We start from the raw sequence: 16,400 nt of genomic DNA on the forward strand, positions 1-16,400 counted from the left end.
TGGTTGACGGGCGCTGCTAAGGTCTGGATAATCACTCGTTTTATTTACAAACTTAGCAGCAGGCGGAACCGGTCACCATGGGACGGGGAGGAGACGAGCAGCCCCCTGACGGGGCACCGAGCGACGACGGGTCCCGTGATGCGGCCACTGCGCCTGCCGGTTCCGAATCCACCCGGCTCGCCCCGGTGTCGGCCCCGGTGTCGGCCGGGGGCGATTGCCTGGTGCGGATTCGCGGCCTGAGCTTCTCTCACGGGCCACGGGTGATCTTCGACCGGGTGGACCTCGACATTCCACGCGGTGCCGTGACCGCCGTGATGGGCCCGAGCGGGACCGGCAAGACCACCTTGCTGAAGCTCATCAGCGGTCAGTTGCGGCCGGACGCGGGGTCCATCGAGGTCGACGGGGAGCCGGTTCAGGCGCTGGGGCGCGCCGCGCTCTACAACCTGCGCCGCCGTATGGGGATGCTGTTTCAGAGCGGCGCCTTACTGACGGATCTCAGCGTCTTCGACAACGTGGCCTATCCGTTGCGTGAGCACACGGACCTGAAGCCGGCGATCGTCCGTAAGCTGGTCCTGCTGAAGCTGGAGGCGGTTGGCCTGCGCGGTGCCCGCGACCTGATGCCAAGCGAGCTGTCGGGCGGGATGGCCCGGCGCGTGGCCCTGGCCCGCGCGATCGCCCTGGACCCGATGATGATCCTCTATGACGAGCCCTTCACCGGCCAGGACCCGATTTCCATGGGGGTGTTGGTGACTCTGATCCGCCAGCTCAACGACGCGAGTCGCATGACCAGCATCGTGGTTTCCCATGACGTGCGTGAGACCGCGAGCATCGCCGACTTCATCTATGTCATCGCCGGCGGGCGGGTGATGGCCCAGGGGACGCCGGCCATGATCGCCGCGGAGCGCTCGGCCTGGGTGCGCCAGTTCATGGACGGGTTGGCGGACGGGCCTGTCCACTTCCACTATCCGGCGCCCGCCCTGGCGGCCGACCTGCTGACCCGGGGGTTGGGCTAGATGGGCCGGCGCGCCCGCGCGTTCGCGGACGGGCTCCTGAACCCGCTGGCCCGGCTCGGTCAACGGGGGCTCAAGGCCCTGGCCGGGCTGGGGCGGGCGAGCCTGCTCCTCGTGGGTATCCTGGCGGGTTCCGCGCCCCTGCTGCGGCGCCCGCGCCTGCTGCTTGCCCAGGTCTACAATGTCGGGGTCCTGTCCGTGCTGATCGTGGCGGTGTCCGGCTTCTTCGTCGGCATGGTGCTGGGGTTGCAGGGTTTCTATGTCCTGTCGCAGTTCGGGGCCAAAGAGAGCCTGGGGGTGATGGTCGCCGCCTCTCTGGTGCGTGAACTGGGGCCGGTGGTCACGGCGCTCCTGGTGGCCGGGCGGGCCGGCTCGGCCCTGACCGCCGAGATCGGGCTGATGAAGGCGACGGAACAACTCGCGGGGCTGGAGCTGATGGCGGTGGACCCGGTGCACCGCATCCTGACCCCGCGTTTCTACGGCGGCCTGATCTCGATGCCGCTCCTGGCCGCCCTGTTCAGCGCGGTGGGGGTGCTTGGCGGTTATTTCGTCGGGGTCGGACTCCTCGGGGTCGATGACGGCGCCTTTTTCGGTCAGATGCAGGCCAAGATCGACTTCCGTGAGGATCTCGTCAACGGCGTGATCAAAAGCCTGGTGTTCGGCCTGGTGGTCGCCTGGATCAGCCTGTTCCAGGGGTATGATGCAACCCCCACCTCCGAGGGCGTGAGCCGCGCCACCACCCGGGCGGTGGTCCATTCGGCCCTGGCGGTGCTGGCGATCGATTTCGTCCTGACGGCCCTGATGTTCGGTAATTGATGTTCGGTAATTGATGTTCTGGGAACTGGAGTCATGGCCAAGCAACACACGATCGAGGTCTGGGTCGGCGCCTTCATGGCGGTGGGGTTCATCGCCCTGTTCTTTCTGGCCATGCAGGTCAGCAATCTGAGCGCCAATGCCGCCGCCGACGGCTATCGGGTGAGCGCGCGCTTCACCAACGCGGGCAGCCTCAAGGCGCGGGCCCCGGTCAACATGGCGGGGGTGCGGGTCGGGCGGGTGGAGGAGGTGCGTCTGGACAAGAACACCTATGAGGCGGTGGTCATCATGCGCATCGACAAGGGGGTGGACAGCATTCCGACCGACACCTTTGCGAACATCTTCACGGCCGGTCTGCTCGGCGAGCAGTATGTCGGCCTGCAACCCGGCGGGAGTCAGGACTATCTGCGCGACGGGGATGAGATCACCCAGACCCAGTCGGCCCTGATCCTGGAACAGTTGATCGGTCAATTTCTATTCAAGAAGGCAGAGGAGGGCGGCAAATGATGACGCGACGTTACTTACTGTTACTCGTGACCCTGTGCCCACTGCTGTGGGGGGCGGCCGTGCCGGCGTCGCCGGACGACGCCACGGCGCTGGTGAAGCGTACCGCGGAGAAGATGCTGAGCACCCTGGAGGCGCGCCGCGCCGAGGTGAACAAGAACCCCGCCATCATCTTCGGCATGGTCGATGAGATCCTGGCGCCCCACTTCGATTTCCAGAAGATCACCCAGGGCGCCCTGGGTCCGCAATGGCGCGCGGCCACCCCGGCCCAGCAGAAGGCCCTGTCGGACGGGTTCAAGCAGGTGCTGGTGCGCACCTATGCGCGCTCGCTGCTCAATTACTCCGGCCAGGAGATCCGTTATCTGCCGGTGCGGCCGGGCGCCCGGGACAACACCGTCACCGTCTCCACCGAGGTGCGGGCGGCCGGTGCGAACCCGGTGCCGATCGACTACCGCATGTACGATAACGGCGCGGGCTGGAAGGTCTACGACGTAATCGTCAACAACGCGAGCCTGGTCAGCAATTACCGCAGCAGTTTCGCCACGGAGATCCGCGAGAAGGGTATCGACGGGCTGATCACCAAGCTCGGCGCGATGAACCGCAAGGGCCAGGATTGAAGGCGCGCCTGATCGCGACGGGGCAGCGCGATGCACGGGTCGAAGGGCCGCTGGACTTCGACACTGTGGGTCCGCTGTTGGCGGCGGGTGAGGCGCTGCTGCGGCGCCCCGGTGCGCTGCGGATCGATCTGGGCGGCGTGAGCGCCGCCAACAGCGCCGGCCTGGCCCTGCTGCTGGAGTGGATGGATATCGCCCGCTCCCGCCGGATCACGCTGAGTTATCTGCATCTGCCCGAGTCACTGCGGCGCATTGCCGCCTTTTCCAACCTCGAGGCCCTGCTGCCAGTAGAAGAAGTACGTTAGTACGTTAGTACGGAAGTACGGGAAGAGGGCACTCGCATACATTGCAGCGCCAGCTACGCCGAAGACCTGCTCCCGTACTAACGTACTAACGTACTTCCGTACTTTCTTTTAGAGGTCCTGATGGATAAATTGCTCATCACCGGCGGCACCCCGTTGCACGGGGAGGTGCGCGCCTCCGGCGCCAAGAATGCCGCGCTGCCGATCCTGGCCGCGACGCTGCTCGCCGAGGGGCCGGTGACGCTGACCAACGTGCCGCGGCTGCGCGACATCCGCACCACGCTGGAACTGCTCCGGCGCCTGGGCGCCCACCTGACCCAGGACGCGGATGGGGTGGTGCGGGCCGAACCGCGCCGGCTTACCAGCTTCGCCGCCCCCTATGAGTTGGTGAAGACGATGCGCGCCTCGATCCTGGTGCTCGGGCCCCTGGTCGCCCGCTACGGTCAGGCGGACGTGTCCCTGCCCGGCGGCTGCGCCATCGGCGCCCGGCCGGTCAATCTGCATATCGACGGACTCAAGGCGATGGGCGCCGAGATCACGGTGGAGGGCGGTTACATCCGTGCCCGTGCCGACCGGCTTCACGGTGCCCGGCTGATGTTGGAGACGGTCACCGTCACCGGCACCGAGAACCTCCTGATGGCCGCCGTCCTGGCCCGGGGCGAGACGCTGATCGAGAACGCCGCCCGGGAGCCCGAGGTGGCGGACCTGGCGGACTTCCTGAACGCCCTGGGCGCCCGCATCGAGGGTGCCGGCACCGACCGCATCCAGATCCAGGGCGTCGATCGGCTGGGCGGGGCCGAGTTCGCCGTCATGCCGGACCGCATCGAGACCGGGACCTTCCTGGTCGCCGCCGCCATCACCGGCGGGCGGGTGCGGGTCCTGCAGACGCGTCCGGACTGCCTGGAGGCCGTGCTCCAGAAGCTCAAGGAGTGCGGCGCTCACGTCGAAACCGGGCCCGACTGGATCGAGGCGGACATGCGCGGCCAGCGGCCCCGGGCAGTGGACATCCACACCGCCCCCCACCCCGCCTTCCCCACCGACATGCAGGCGCAGTTCTGCGCCCTGAACAGCATCGCCGACGGGGTGGGGGTGGTGGCCGAGACGGTGTTCGAGAACCGCTTCATGCATGTGCCGGAACTCCAGCGGATGGGCGCCGATATCCGCATCGACGGCCACCTGGCCATCTGCCGCGGGGTCCCAGGTCTGACCGCCGCCCCCGTGATGGCGACGGACCTGCGCGCCTCCGCCGGACTGGTACTGGCGGGGCTGGCGGCGGCGGGTGAGACCCTGGTGGACCGCATCTACCACCTGGATCGCGGCTACGACAACATCGAGGCCAAGCTCGCCGGGCTCGGTGCGGTGATTCGCCGTACCGCCGGGGGCGCGGGTGGGGACGCGAGCCCATCATGAGCACGACTGCCGCCGCTCAGGGCCAGCCGGTCGCATCCCTGGCACTGGACGCACCCCTGACCATCGCCCTGTCCAAGGGGCGGATCTTCGACCAGACCTTGCCGCTGCTGGCCCAGGCCGGCATCCGCCCGCTGGAAGACCCCGAGACCAGCCGCAAGCTGATCCTTGAGACCAGCAACCCACAGGTCAAACTGGTCATCATCCGCGCCAGTGATGTGCCCACCTATTGCGAATATGGTGCGGCCGACCTGGGCGTGGCGGGCAAGGACGTGCTGTTGGAGCATGGGGGCGAGGGGCTCTATGAGCCGCTCGATCTGCGGATTGCGTGCTGCCGCCTCATGGTGGCCGGCCCTTTGCTGCCCCCGACACCGCGCTCCGGGCGCCTGCGCATCGCCACCAAGTATGTGAAAAGCGCCGAGCGCTATTACGCCGCCAAGGGCCAGCAGGTCGAGATCATCAAGCTCTACGGCTCCATGGAACTGGCGCCCCTGGTGGGCCTGGCCGATCTGATCGTGGACCTCGTCGAAAGCGGCAATACGCTCAAGGCCAATGGCCTGGTCCCCCTGGAGCACATCGCCGACATCAGCTCCCGTTTGGTCGTCAACAAGGCCGCCTGGAAGATGAAGCACGCGGCCGTCTCGGCCTTGCTCGGCGTCTTGCGGCGGGCGGTGGCCGGGAGAGAATAGTACGGGAGTACGGGAGGTCGCTGGTCCGCACAGCGGACCCTACGGGCACGGGGGCGTAGGGTCCGCTCTCAATCCTCGAAGCGCCCCACGCCCGGGATATTGACCTGATGCTCGTTGAAGTCCCCCTGGTCCGCGCCCGGGTGGCAGGCGGCGCAGGCGCTGAAGCTCTTGACCTGCGGATTGTCCTTCACGTAGCGGATGGGGACCTCGTCGTGCTTGCGTTTGAAATAGGTGGTCTGGGTGATACGCGGCAGCCCGTCGCCGGTGATCTTTCCGGCCGCGAAGGAGCGGGCGCGTTTGCCGTCGCTGCGGTCCGCTGCATTGGCGTCGAGGTAGGCGAGGAGTTCGTCCTTGAGTGCCGGGTCCAGGCTCGCATCGTCACCGAAGTGCTGGTCCAGGGTGTTCATGATGCGGCCCCAGGCCGCCGCGGGCAGGAGCCCGGGTTGATAGGCGAAGTGGCAGCCGCCGCATTCGGTACGGTAGCCTTCATTGGTCACGGGGGCCAGGTCGCCGCGGGTGCGCGAGCCCTGCGTCGGCGCCCGGCCGCCGCGGTCGTCGTCGTGTTCACTCCAGGCCAGTCCGCTCGCCCCCAGGGCGATCAGGGCCGCGCCCATGACGGTGATGAATGCTGCTCTCATTGGGTATCTCTCCGAGTGATCGTGGGATGGGCCGCCGACCGGCGCGGGGGGGGGCGATGGGGTCGGACCCGGCGGGCGTTCGGCGGCTGCGTGTCTAAAGCGATTGAATATACTTTACGAAATCGCCCTTCTCCTGGGGCCTGCAGTCGCGCCCGAGGGTCCAGCGGCAGTTGCGGCCGAGCCATTTCTCGACCTTGGCGGGGTCGGTAAGGCGCTTGGGGTTGCTCGAGACGGCCAGGGGTTCGATGGGCTTGCCGGTGGCGGCGTGCTTGCCGGACTTGGTGGGGTCGGTGCCGTGGCAGGTGGCGCAACTGCGCGACTCCCCCTCGACCTGGTGTTTCGCCGTCCACGCCTGGGCACCGGCGGCGGCGCTGAAGGGGCCGGCCCCCTGACCCTGGTAGGTGGCAAGCAGATCGTCGCCCGGGGCCGCCGCGGCGCTGTCCGCCAGGGCGCCGACGCCGATGGCAAGGGCGAGAACCAGATGTCTGCTGAAGTTTGCGTTCATAGTTGGGTGTCATTCCTCTTCGTTTCGTTTGTAGCCGTCGATCATGCCGCGCACCAGGTTCTCGCGGTGTTGCAGGCTGCTGAGCGCCACCCCGAGCAGGTGCAGCGGGACCAGGGCCAGGGTCGCCCAGGCGAGAAATTCGTGGATCTCCTTGAAGTCATGCGCGGTCGCGGCGGAGACCCCCAGCAGGTAGGGCGCAAGCGGTCCGGAGAGTTCGCCGGCGCCCAGCACCATAAGGCCGGTCACCGCGGTGAGGCCAAAGCCCGTCATCAGGGCCACCGCCATGGCCGCGCCGGCCGGGTTGTGGCCCAGGAACCGGCGCGGGTGACCGCGCAGGACCTCACCCAGGTAGGCCAGGGTGGCGCGGGGGCCGCGTACGAATGACGACCAGCGGGCATGGCGGGGGCCGATCAGCCCCCAGATGAGACGCATGCCGATCAGGGTGAGCACCGTGTAGCCGGCGAAGGTGTGCAGGCCGAGCAGTTCGTCCTCGGTGAGGAAGCAGATCAGCACGGCGCCGCCAAGCCCCCAATGGAACAGGCGCACCAAGGGGTCCCAGACGCGGACCTGGGCGGGCGGTGACGCGGCGGCGGGTCGCATCGCACCCGGGTCCGCGGTGATGGGGTTCGGATGGTTCATGGTTCGGGTGACTCCCCGGTTAGGATCTCGAGAGTGCTGTTGGTGCCGTTATCGTTGTCGTTGTCGATTGCGTTTGACTTGTTCTTGACCCGTTCCTTATGCGTGATGATGAGGGGCTCAGTCTGCGGGGCGACCCATGAACACCCCCTGAGCGGGCCTGTCAGCGGTTTGTCAGCATGGATTGGCCTAGAATCGGTGCCTATGGACAGACTCAGCAAAGGCGCGGTGTTGGCGATGGCCCTGGCCCTGGCGGCCGGGCCCGGTAGTGCCCATGAGGGTAGCCGCCACGGCGGCCGGGACTGGGAGGACGCCGGTCACAGTTACGACCGCGCCCGCCGGGCCAGCGAGCGCGGTGAGATCCTGAGTCTGACCGAGATCTACCGCCGCGCCGCCGCGCGGTTCCCCGGCCGGGTGCTGGAGGCGGAACTGGAACTGGAATCGGACCAGGGCCCGGAGCAGAAGCCCGGGCACTGGGTCTATGAACTGAAGATCCTGGCCCCCGGGGGGCGCCTGCTCAAGGTGCATCTGGACGCCCATTCGGGCGCGATTCTGGATCAGGAGGAGGATGACTGATGCGCATTCTGGTGGTGGAGGATGATCCGCGGACGCTCGACACCCTGACCCGCGCCCTGGAGGCCGCGGGCTACCTGGTGGAGCACACGGACGACGGGGAAGACGCCTGGTTTCGCGGTGACACCGAGCCCTACGCGGCGGTGCTCCTGGACCTGGGGCTCAAGGGCATGGACGGGCTCGCGGTGCTCAAGCGCTGGCGCGCGGCCGGGCGGGACCTGCCGGTGCTGATCCTCACCGCCCGGGGTGACTGGAGCGAGCGGGTGGAGGGAATCGACGCCGGGGCGGACGATTACCTGCCCAAACCCTTCCGGGTGGAGGAGGTCCTGGCCCGCCTGCGGGCCCTCCTGCGGCGCGCCGGGGGTCAGTCCTCACCGGTCCTCGCGGCCGGCCCCTTGGCGCTCGATACCCGCCAGATGCGGGTGACCCTGGACGGCATCCCGGTCCATCTGTCGCCCCAGGAGTATCGACTCTTGAGCGTGCTGCTGCACCACAAGGGGTCCGTGGTCTCCCAGGGTGAACTGGCCGATCAGATCTACAGCGACGGGATCGAGCGCGATACCAACGGCGTGGAGGTCCTGATCGGGCGCCTGCGCCGCAAGCTCGGGGCCGACCTGATCGAGACCCGGCGCGGCTTCGGGTATCTCATCGACGACCCCGCAGTCCCTTGACCCGGAGAGAAGATTGGCCGCAAATGAACGCGAATGAACGCAAATTAAAGAGAATGAGGAAGGCGGTGGCGTGCGCGAAGCGTCGAGCTCCCCGGAGAACGGCTTGAGCACAGGGCGCCGGCGTACTCGGGTGGCCAGCCGCTCCGGACCAGGGGCGGCGGAAGCACTCCCGGACACGACGCATCATCGCAGTGTTCTCTTATTTGCGTCTATTTGCGTTCATTTGCGGCCAAGAATTTCTTCCTGATGACCCGCCGCTCGCTGCGCTTTCGCCTGCTGCTGGCCGCCGCCCTGTCGATCGGGCTGGCGCTGCTGGTCGCCGGGGTGGGGCTCACGGCGCTCTTCGAGCGTCATGTGCAGCGGCGCGTGGAGGTGGCGCTCGACAATACCCTGGGCCTGATCCTGGGCCATGTCGAGACGGCGCCGGACGGGCGTATCCGCTTCGACCTGCCCCTGGCCGACCCGCGCTTTCAGACCCCTTTGAGCGGGCTCTACTGGCAACTCGAGGACCAGGTGCGGCCCACGCTGCTGCGTTCGCGCTCCCTCTGGGACGCGGTGCTGGACCTGCCCGCGGACGTGCTGCCGGACGGGACCCTGCACCGTCATCTGCTGGCGGGGCCCGCCGGCCAGTCGCTCCTGGTGCTGGAGCGTGCCGTGGTCTACCGCGCCGGGTCCGAAGACCGTCGGTTGCGGGTGGCGGTGGGTCTGGATCGGCGCGAAGTCGCCGCGGCGCGCGCGGCCTTTGCGGTGGACGTGCTGCCCTATCTGGTCCTGCTGGGCGCGGTCCTGATGCTGGCGGCCTGGGTCCAGGTCCGCGTCGGGCTCGCCCCCCTGGACGCCGTGCGCCTGGGCGTGCGCGCGATCCGCGCCGGGCAGGTCCGGCGCCTGCCCACCGATTACCCGGACGAGGTCCTGCCCCTGGCGGAGGAGGTGAACACCCTGCTCGAGGCCCAGGACCAGGCCATCGAGCGCGCGCGCGCCTGGACCGCCGACTTGGCCCACGGGCTCAAGACCCTGCTGGTGGTGCTGGCCGCGGACGCGCAGCGGCTGCGCGCGGCGGGCCACCTGGAACTGGCCGAAGACCTCGACACCCTGGCCCAGACCATGCGTCGGCGGGTCGACCGGGAACTGATCCGGGCGCGGGTGCGGGCGCGGGCGGGGGCCCTGACCGGGGTCGGGCCCGGGAGCGGGAGCAGGGGCGAGCCGGGCACCGGCCCCGCATCCGGCCCGATCCGGGGACCGGCCGGGGCCGGGGCCGACCTGGCGGCGACCCTGGCGCGGGTGATCCGCGCCCTGGAGCGGACCCCCAAGGGGTCCCACCTGGACTGGGATCTCGATTGTCCGGCCGCGGCCCCGGTGCCCATCCTCCTGGAGGACCTGACCGAACTGCTGGGCAACTGTCTGGAGAACGCCTCCAACTGGGCCGCCAGCCGGGTCGGCATCCGCGTCACGCTGGGGGAGCGGGTCTTGGTGCAGATCGAGGACGACGGCCCCGGGGTCCCGGACGAGTGGCTCGCCGACCTGGGTCAGCGGGGCCTGCGGCTCGACGAGCGCACCCCGGGCTTCGGCCTGGGACTCGCCATCGCCCACGACATCTGCGACGCCTACGGCGCCGGGATCCGCTTCGCCCGTGCTGCCCTGGGCGGGCTCGCGGTCACGCTGGACCTGCCCCCGGTGCGCCCCGCCGTGCGGCCCCGGGTCCGGTCCGCGCGGTTGCCCCGCGGGCCGGGGCCGGACTGACCCCGGCCGCCACGGGCGCCACGGGCGCGCCGACCGGCACGCGCGGTACAATGCCCGCCGCCGTGTTGCTTCAACCGCACTTTCCGGGAGTTGTGTCCATGTCAGCCTTTCCATTGAGCTATCGCGTCCAGGGCGAAGACGACTACATGCTGGAGATCACCATCAATGATGCCGGCGCCTTCGTCGTCAACAGCGGCGACCACACCAGCCACGAGCCCCGTCACGGCACCCTCAGCCGCGATCAGCGCGAGCAACTGCTCGCGGCCCTGGAGGGCCTGGGGGAGCCACGGGAACACCCGGCACCCGCGGGCGCGGCGGATTTCACCGCGCAGTTGATCCTGGGTGAGGGTGCGCAGGCCCGGCGCTACCGGTATTGGGAGGGCGCCCTGGAGGAGGACCCGGCCCTGCAGGCGGCGGTCAGGGAGTTGGAACTCATCTGACCTCGGGGCCGCCACCCCGAGGGCGGCGGCAGGCGCAGCGCTGGGCGCCGGGGCCGAGCCGCCGCCGCGCCCGAAACCGGGGGCCGGTCCGTAGGTGTAAACTGCGCGCATCCTGTTTGCCCCCGGTCCGTTGCGATGCCCAGTCCTTCCCCTACCGCACCCAAAACCGCCGCGACCGGGTTGCTCGTGGCCCTGCGTCTGGCCACCGCGGCCACCCACCAGGCGGTGGAACTGCTGCCCGGCATGGTCCGGCTGACCGGACCGGACCCGAGCCCCGCGGATTATCGCCGCTACCTGCGCCTCATGGCGCGGGTCTACGGGACCCTGGAGCCGTCTCTCTATGCCGCCTTGAGCGCCCCGCGGGCGCCGGGCGCCGGCGCGGCGGATCAGCGCTCGCCGAGGCTGGCGGCCGAGCGGATCAGCGCGCTGGGTCTGCGCCCCAAGTTCCCGGCCCTGTGCGCCGACCTCGCCGTGCACGGCCTCGCGCCGCCGGCCGTCGCCCCGGACCTGCTATCCCCGCCGGACCTGAACACCACCCTGGGCGGCATCTATGTCCTGGAGGGTTCGACCCTGGGCGGCCGGGTGGTCGCCCGGCGCCTGCGCAAACACCTGGGTGACCCCCTGCCCGGCGCGACCTTTCTGGATTTCCACGGCGACCAGGCAGCCGCCCACTGGAAGCGGTTGGGGCTCGTCTTGGATGGTCTGGCCGCAGACGGCCTGATTGACCCCGATGGCGTGATCGCGGGCGCCTGTGCCGTATTTCAGGAGGTCTACACCATGCTCGCGACCTTTGACGAGGATCCGCCGGCACCCTGAGCGGGGTAGCCGTCGAGTTGCTCCAGGCCCTCGGCCAGCGGGTCCGGGGCGCCATCGCGCCAGACCTTGAGTTCCATCCCGAGCCTCAGGGGGCCATAGCGCAGATACAGATCCATGCGCCCGGCGCCGATGGTCTTGGGGCCGAACCGGACCTTCGGTAGCGTGTCACACTGCCCTTGCCGATCAAGGGGTGGGAGACCGAACAGGGCGCCGACGCAGGGTTTCAGGAGGTTTACAATGCCCTGGTGACCATTGACCCCGATAACACCCTATCTTGAACGACGCCCACGAGACTGAGCCCCAGAGCGCCGCGGACATCCCTGCTGCCGCGGACCAAAAACCCCATTACATCGCCGGCATCGGCGCCTCCGCCGGCGGTCTGGAGGCCCTGACCCTGTTGGTCGGGGCCCTGCCGGCGGGGCTCAACTGTACCTTCGCCATCGTCCAGCACCTCTCGCCCCACTACCGCAGCATGATGGTGGAACTGATCGGGCGCGAGACCAGCATGCAGGTCAAGGCCGTGGAGGATGGGGAGGTACCGCGGCCCGGCCTGATCTACATCGCCCCGCCCAAGTGGAACCTGCTCCTGCGCAACGGGGTCTTTGCCCTGGTGGAGCCGCGCCCGGACGTGGCACCCAAGCCCTCGGTGAATCTGTTCCTCAAGTCGCTCGCCGATGAGAAGGGTGAATATGCCATCGGGGTGGTCCTCTCCGGGACCGGCAGCGACGGGGCCGTGGGCATCCGTGCCATCAAGGCCAACGGCGGCATCACCTTTGCCCAGTCGCCGGACACGGCCAAGTACTCGAGTATGCCCCAGGCCGCCATCAACACCGTGGCGGTGGACTATGTGTTGCCGCCCCAGGGCATTGCGCACGAGATCGCCCAGTTCGTCCAGCATGCACCACCCTCCCACCTGGCGCTGCCGGACCTGACCGACAGCCAGCGCTTCGGCCGCCTGCTGCTGGAGGTCAGGCGCTTCACCAAGATCGACTTCAGCGGCTACAAGGAGTCCACCCTGTGGCGCCGGGTGCGCCGCCGCATGGCCACCAACCGGGTCGAGACCCTGGAGGAATACCTGGATCTGGCGGTGGCGCGTCCGGAGGAATTGGAGAGCCTGGCCAAGGACATCCTGATCTCGGTGACCTCCTTCTTTCGCGATTCCGAGGCCTTTGCCCGGCTGGAGGGCTATCTCAAGGCGATCCTGGAGGAAAAGCCGCGCGGCTCGGAACTGCGGGTCTGGGTGCCGGGCTGCGCCACCGGCGAGGAGGCTTATACCATCGCCATCATCCTGGCGGAGCTGCTGGGCGAGGGGCTGCGGCACCTCAACATCCAGATCTTCGCCACCGATATCGATGTGGACGCGCTCAACATGGCGCGCCGCGCCACCTTCCCGGCGGCGGCCCTGGGCGAACTCTCCGCCGAGTTAATGGCGCGCTATTTCAACCCGATCGGCGACCAGTACGAGATCGTCAAGGAGGTGCGTGAGCTGGTGGTGTTCGCCCGCCAGGACCTGGTGCTGGACCCGCCCTTCCTGCGCCTGGATCTGATCTCCTGTCGCAACCTGTTGATCTATTTCTCCTCCGAGTTGCAGGCCAAGGTCTTGTCGGTGATGAACTACGCGCTCGCCGACCATGGGCTCTTGTTCCTCGGGCGCTCCGAGAACATCTCCCAGCAGGAGACCCTGTTCGAGCCGGTGGACCCCAAGGCGCGGCTCTTTCGCCCGCGCGGGCGCGGGGCGCGCGAGCATGTGGCGCGCGCCCTGCATACCAGGCTGGGGGCGATCAGCGGCAAGCAGTTGGTGGAGCCGCGGGTTACGGTCAACGCCATCTTCACCCAACTCGCCTTCGAGTCCTATCTGCCGCCCTCGGTCCTCCTGGACGCGCGGCTCTATGTCATTCACACCTTCGGGGATCTCAAGACCTATATCCAACTCCCGGAGGGGGCTCCGCAGTTGGAGTTTCCCAACATGCTCGACCAGGATCTGCGCATGGAACTCCTGACGCTGGTGCATTATTCGCGTACCAAGCGCAAGCCGACCAAGGGCCGGCGGCGCCGGGTTGCCCCCGGCAAGGCCGGGCTGGTGCGGCTCGCGGTCTTTCCCCACCGGCCCCATGAGCCCGAGGAGATGTTCCTGGTCAGCTTCGAGCCGGGCGAGGCCGTCCGGCGTGCGCGCTCCGGGGGCAGCACCACGGCAGTCGGCGATCGGGTGTTGGAGGACGAACTGGTCGCCACCCGCGAGCACCTGCAGACCGTGATCGAGGAGCTGGAGACCAGCAACGAGGAGATGCAGGCCTTAAACGAGGAGGTCCAGGCCGCCAACGAGGAACTCCAGGCGAGCAACGAGGAGCTCGAGGCGTCCAACGAGGAACTCCAGGCCAGCAACGAGGAACTGGTGACAGTCAACGAGGAACTGCTGGTCAAGTCCGCGGAACTCTCGATTCTGAACTCGGACTTCGAGAGCGTACAGAACAGCGTGGACTTCCCGCTCCTGGTGCTCGACACCCAGCTCCAGGTGACGCGCTTCAACAGCGCCGCCCAGCGGGTGCTGGGCCTGACGCCGGCGAGTCGCGGCCGGCCCTTCGGCAACCTGCGCCTGACGGGTGCCTTCGCCGGGCTCCCGGCGGTGGCCGAGCAGGTGCTGCACGACGGTGAGCCCCTGAACCGCCCGATCTCGGAGGGCGCCACCGACTACCGGCTGCACATCGTTACCTACACCGACCATCTGGGCGCCCCGCGCGGGGTGGTGCTGGGGATGGCGGACCAGAGCGAGACGGCGCGCGCCGAACGCCAGGCGCGTGAGCTGCAGGGGCGCCTCCTGGAGGTGATGGACAATGCCACCTCGCTGTTCGCGGTCAAGGACGCGGCCGGCCGCTACGAGTTCGCCAACACCCGTTTCTTGAGCTTCTTCGGGCTGACGCTGGAGGCGGTGCGCGGGCGCACCGATTACCAGTTATTCGACAATGCGCTGTCGGATCGGCTGCGCGAGGGCGATTTCGAGGTGCTGCGCCGCCGCATCCCGGTGGACCGGGATGAAACCGTGACCCGCGGCGAGCGGGTCAATTACCTGCGGGTGACCCGTTTCCCGCTGATGGATGCGGACGGCAACGTGACCGCCGTCTGCACCCAGGCGGCGGATATCAGCCAACAGCGCGCCGCCCAGGAGGCCCTGCGGCTCGCCGCCAACGTCTTCGACTACGCCGGCGAGGGCATCTGTGTCACCGACGCCCAGGGCATCCTGGTCTCGGTCAACGACTCCTTTACCCGCATCACGGGCTTCGCGCGTGAGGAGGTCCTGGGCCTGGAATGCTCCATCCTCAAGTCCGGCCGTCACGCGCCCGACTTCTACCAGGCCATGTGGTCGGAACTGACCGAGCGCGGCAAGTGGCAGGGGGAGGTCTGGAACCGGCGCAAGGACGGCACCCTGATCCCCGAGTGGCTGACCATCAGCGCGGTGCGCGACGAGCAGGGGGCGGTGAGCAACTATGTCGGCATCTTCAGCGACATCAGCGCCATCAAGGCGTCGCATGAACGCATCGAACACCTGGCGACCCACGATGAGCTGACCGGGCTGCCCAACCGCAACCTGTTCAATGACCGCGTGAAACACGCCATCGCCCGGGCCGCCCACCGCGCCGAGCGGCTGTTCGTGCTGTTCGTGGACCTGGACAATTTCAAGGTCATCAACGACAACCTGGGCCATGCCGCGGGCGACGAGCTGCTGCGCGAGGCGGCCCTGCGCATCGCCGAATGCCTGCGCGCGGAGGACACGGTCGCCCGTCTGGGGGGCGATGAGTTCATCCTGCTGCTCGAGGATGCCGATCCGGAACTGGTCGCCGCCCTGGGCAAGCGCATACTCGATTTCCTGTCCGCCTCCTTCCGCGTACAGGGGCGCGATGTCTTCGTCACCGCCAGCATCGGTATCAGCAGCTTCCCCGACGACGGGCAGGACAGCGAGACCCTGCTCAAGAACGCCGATACCGCCATGTACAAGGCCAAGGATCGCGGCAAGAATCAGTTCCAGTTCTTCTCGGTGGAGATGAAACTCCACGGCGAGCAGCGCATGGCGATCGAGACCGGCATCCGCCTCGCCCTCCAGGAGGACCAGTTCAGCCTGCTGTTCCAGCCGGAGGTGGAACTGGCCAGCGGGCGCATCGTCAGCGCCGAGGCCCTGATCCGCTGGACCTCGGGTCCCTTGGGGGAGGTGTCGCCGGCCCGCTTCATCCCGGTGGCGGAACAGAGCGGACTGATCGTCAAAGTCACTGAGTGGGTCATGCGGCGCACCTGCGAGACCCTGCGTGCCTGGATCGACGCGGGGCTGGTCCCGGTCCCGGTGTTCGTCAATATCTCGCCCTTGCACTTTCGCACTGCCGATCTGGTGGCCTGCCTCACGACCCAGACGCAGATCCACGCGCTGAGCCCCCACCTGATCGGGATCGAACTCACCGAGGGCGCCCTCATGGACGGCAGCGAAGCCACCACCGGCGTCCTGCATGCCCTGCGCGCCCTGGGGGTGCGGGTCTATGTGGACGACTTCGGCACCGGCTATTCGTCATTGACCTATCTCAAGCGCTACCCCATCGACGGTCTCAAGATCGATCGCAGCTTCGTCGATGGGATCGCCGATGACCCCGACGACCAGGCGATCGCCACCGCGGTCATCGGGGTGGCCCGCGCCCTGGGGGTCGACGTCGTGGCCGAGGGGGTGGAGACCGAAGAGCAACGCGCCGAGCTGATCGCGCGCGGCTGTACCCTGGCGCAGGGGTATCTGATGCATCGGCCGATGACCGCGCAGGCCCTCGCCGCCCTTCTGGAAGTGATTTCCGAACCAGCAAATTAACTCCAAGGTGACGAATGCGCGTAGCCGACGCGGTGACCGGCTATGCTGTGCGCCCGCGCCGCATTGACGGGACTCCGCCCGCGCCGGGGTGGATGCGCAGCGCCGGGCGACCCGCCGGGCGGCCGGTTGACCGGTCGTCCGATCCGCGGCCGTTCTTGCCCTTACCCGATGTACCGCTCTCGCTCTGCACTCAAGCGCCCCCCGT

At 68.3% G+C, this 16,400-nt stretch carries 17 protein-coding genes; 13 read left to right on the forward strand and 4 right to left on the reverse strand.

All coding sequences use genetic code 11. From position 1 onward, the window contains the following. Positions 1 to 77: 77 nt before the first annotated feature. The 7 genes from THSYN_RS02100 to hisG all read left to right on the forward strand — a co-directional run bounded on the left by THSYN_RS02100 (position 78) and on the right by hisG (position 5,339). On the forward strand, positions 78 to 1,013 hold the full coding sequence (locus THSYN_RS02100; RefSeq protein WP_100917678.1) for an ABC transporter ATP-binding protein: 936 nt from the start codon (positions 78 to 80) through the stop codon (positions 1,011 to 1,013). Next, on the forward strand, positions 1,014 to 1,826 hold the full coding sequence (mlaE, locus tag THSYN_RS02105) for a lipid asymmetry maintenance ABC transporter permease subunit MlaE (protein WP_100917679.1): 813 nt from the start codon (positions 1,014 to 1,016) through the stop codon (positions 1,824 to 1,826). Positions 1,827 to 1,859: 33 nt separating this feature from the next. Continuing rightward, positions 1,860 to 2,330, forward strand: a complete 471-nt coding sequence (gene mlaD, locus THSYN_RS02110; protein ID WP_100917680.1) for an outer membrane lipid asymmetry maintenance protein MlaD — start codon at positions 1,860 to 1,862, stop codon at positions 2,328 to 2,330. After that, entirely contained in the window at positions 2,327 to 2,944 is a 618-nt protein-coding gene (locus THSYN_RS02115) for an MlaC/ttg2D family ABC transporter substrate-binding protein (RefSeq protein ID WP_100917681.1), read from the forward strand. The genes mlaD and THSYN_RS02115 overlap by 4 nt, the downstream gene beginning before the upstream one ends. Beyond that, on the forward strand, positions 2,941 to 3,246 hold the full coding sequence (locus THSYN_RS02120) for an STAS domain-containing protein (protein WP_100917682.1): 306 nt from the start codon (positions 2,941 to 2,943) through the stop codon (positions 3,244 to 3,246). The genes THSYN_RS02115 and THSYN_RS02120 overlap by 4 nt, the downstream gene beginning before the upstream one ends. A gap of 120 nt (positions 3,247 to 3,366) precedes the next feature. Continuing rightward, positions 3,367 to 4,653 (forward strand): UDP-N-acetylglucosamine 1-carboxyvinyltransferase, encoded by a 1,287-nt coding sequence (murA, locus tag THSYN_RS02125; protein ID WP_100917683.1) that lies wholly within the window; start codon positions 3,367 to 3,369, stop codon positions 4,651 to 4,653. After that, positions 4,650 to 5,339 carry an ATP phosphoribosyltransferase gene (gene hisG / locus THSYN_RS02130; protein ID WP_100917684.1) on the forward strand — a complete coding sequence of 230 codons (690 nt, stop codon included), beginning with the start codon at positions 4,650 to 4,652 and terminating at the stop codon, positions 5,337 to 5,339. Before murA ends, hisG begins: the two co-directional genes overlap by 4 nt. A 68-nt stretch (positions 5,340 to 5,407) precedes the next feature. On the opposite strand, the gene THSYN_RS02135 is transcribed toward hisG, so the two are convergent. The 3 genes from THSYN_RS02135 to THSYN_RS02145 form a co-directional block, all read right to left on the reverse strand. After that, complete coding sequence (locus THSYN_RS02135; protein WP_100917685.1) at positions 5,408 to 5,977, reverse strand: diheme cytochrome c; 570 nt, start codon at positions 5,975 to 5,977, stop codon at positions 5,408 to 5,410. Between the two features lie 94 nt (positions 5,978 to 6,071). Beyond that, positions 6,072 to 6,482 carry a DUF1924 domain-containing protein gene (locus THSYN_RS02140; protein WP_100917686.1) on the reverse strand — a complete coding sequence of 137 codons (411 nt, stop codon included), beginning with the start codon at positions 6,480 to 6,482 and terminating at the stop codon, positions 6,072 to 6,074. A 9-nt stretch (positions 6,483 to 6,491) separates the two neighbouring features. Next, positions 6,492 to 7,121 (reverse strand): cytochrome b/b6 domain-containing protein, encoded by a 630-nt coding sequence (locus tag THSYN_RS02145; RefSeq protein WP_100917687.1) that lies wholly within the window; start codon positions 7,119 to 7,121, stop codon positions 6,492 to 6,494. 201 nt (positions 7,122 to 7,322) lie between these two features. On the opposite strand from THSYN_RS02145, the gene THSYN_RS33335 reads away from it, so the two are divergent. The 5 genes from THSYN_RS33335 (at position 7,323) to THSYN_RS02170 (ending at position 11,358) form a co-directional block, all read left to right on the forward strand. Then, a complete protein-coding gene (locus THSYN_RS33335; RefSeq protein WP_157817398.1) occupies positions 7,323 to 7,694 on the forward strand; it encodes a PepSY domain-containing protein in 372 nt (123 codons plus the stop codon). Continuing rightward, entirely contained in the window at positions 7,694 to 8,362 is a 669-nt protein-coding gene (locus THSYN_RS02155) for a response regulator transcription factor (protein WP_100917689.1), read from the forward strand. The genes THSYN_RS33335 and THSYN_RS02155 overlap by 1 nt, the downstream gene beginning before the upstream one ends. A 246-nt stretch (positions 8,363 to 8,608) precedes the next feature. Beyond that, on the forward strand, positions 8,609 to 10,102 hold the full coding sequence (locus tag THSYN_RS02160) for a sensor histidine kinase (protein ID WP_100922262.1): 1,494 nt from the start codon (positions 8,609 to 8,611) through the stop codon (positions 10,100 to 10,102). A gap of 98 nt (positions 10,103 to 10,200) precedes the next feature. Beyond that, a complete protein-coding gene (locus tag THSYN_RS02165) occupies positions 10,201 to 10,542 on the forward strand; it encodes a hypothetical protein (RefSeq protein WP_236848773.1) in 342 nt (113 codons plus the stop codon). A gap of 186 nt (positions 10,543 to 10,728) precedes the next feature. Further along, positions 10,729 to 11,358, forward strand: coding sequence for a biliverdin-producing heme oxygenase (locus THSYN_RS02170; RefSeq protein WP_236848774.1), 630 nt, complete (start codon positions 10,729 to 10,731; stop codon positions 11,356 to 11,358). Here the strand turns inward: THSYN_RS02170 and THSYN_RS33340 are convergent. Continuing rightward, positions 11,313 to 11,474: a hypothetical protein gene (locus THSYN_RS33340; protein WP_157817399.1), complete on the reverse strand. Its 162-nt coding sequence runs from the start codon at positions 11,472 to 11,474 to the stop codon at positions 11,313 to 11,315. The two genes, THSYN_RS02170 and THSYN_RS33340, sit on opposite strands and share 46 nt — an antisense overlap. Before the next feature lie 158 nt (positions 11,475 to 11,632). On the opposite strand from THSYN_RS33340, the gene THSYN_RS02175 reads away from it, so the two are divergent. After that, positions 11,633 to 16,195 (forward strand): EAL domain-containing protein, encoded by a 4,563-nt coding sequence (locus THSYN_RS02175; protein ID WP_100917691.1) that lies wholly within the window; start codon positions 11,633 to 11,635, stop codon positions 16,193 to 16,195. Positions 16,196 to 16,400: the final 205 nt, after the last annotated feature.

The organism is Candidatus Thiodictyon syntrophicum, from assembly GCF_002813775.1.
GTDB classification, from domain to species: domain Bacteria; phylum Pseudomonadota; class Gammaproteobacteria; order Chromatiales; family Chromatiaceae; genus Thiodictyon; species Thiodictyon syntrophicum.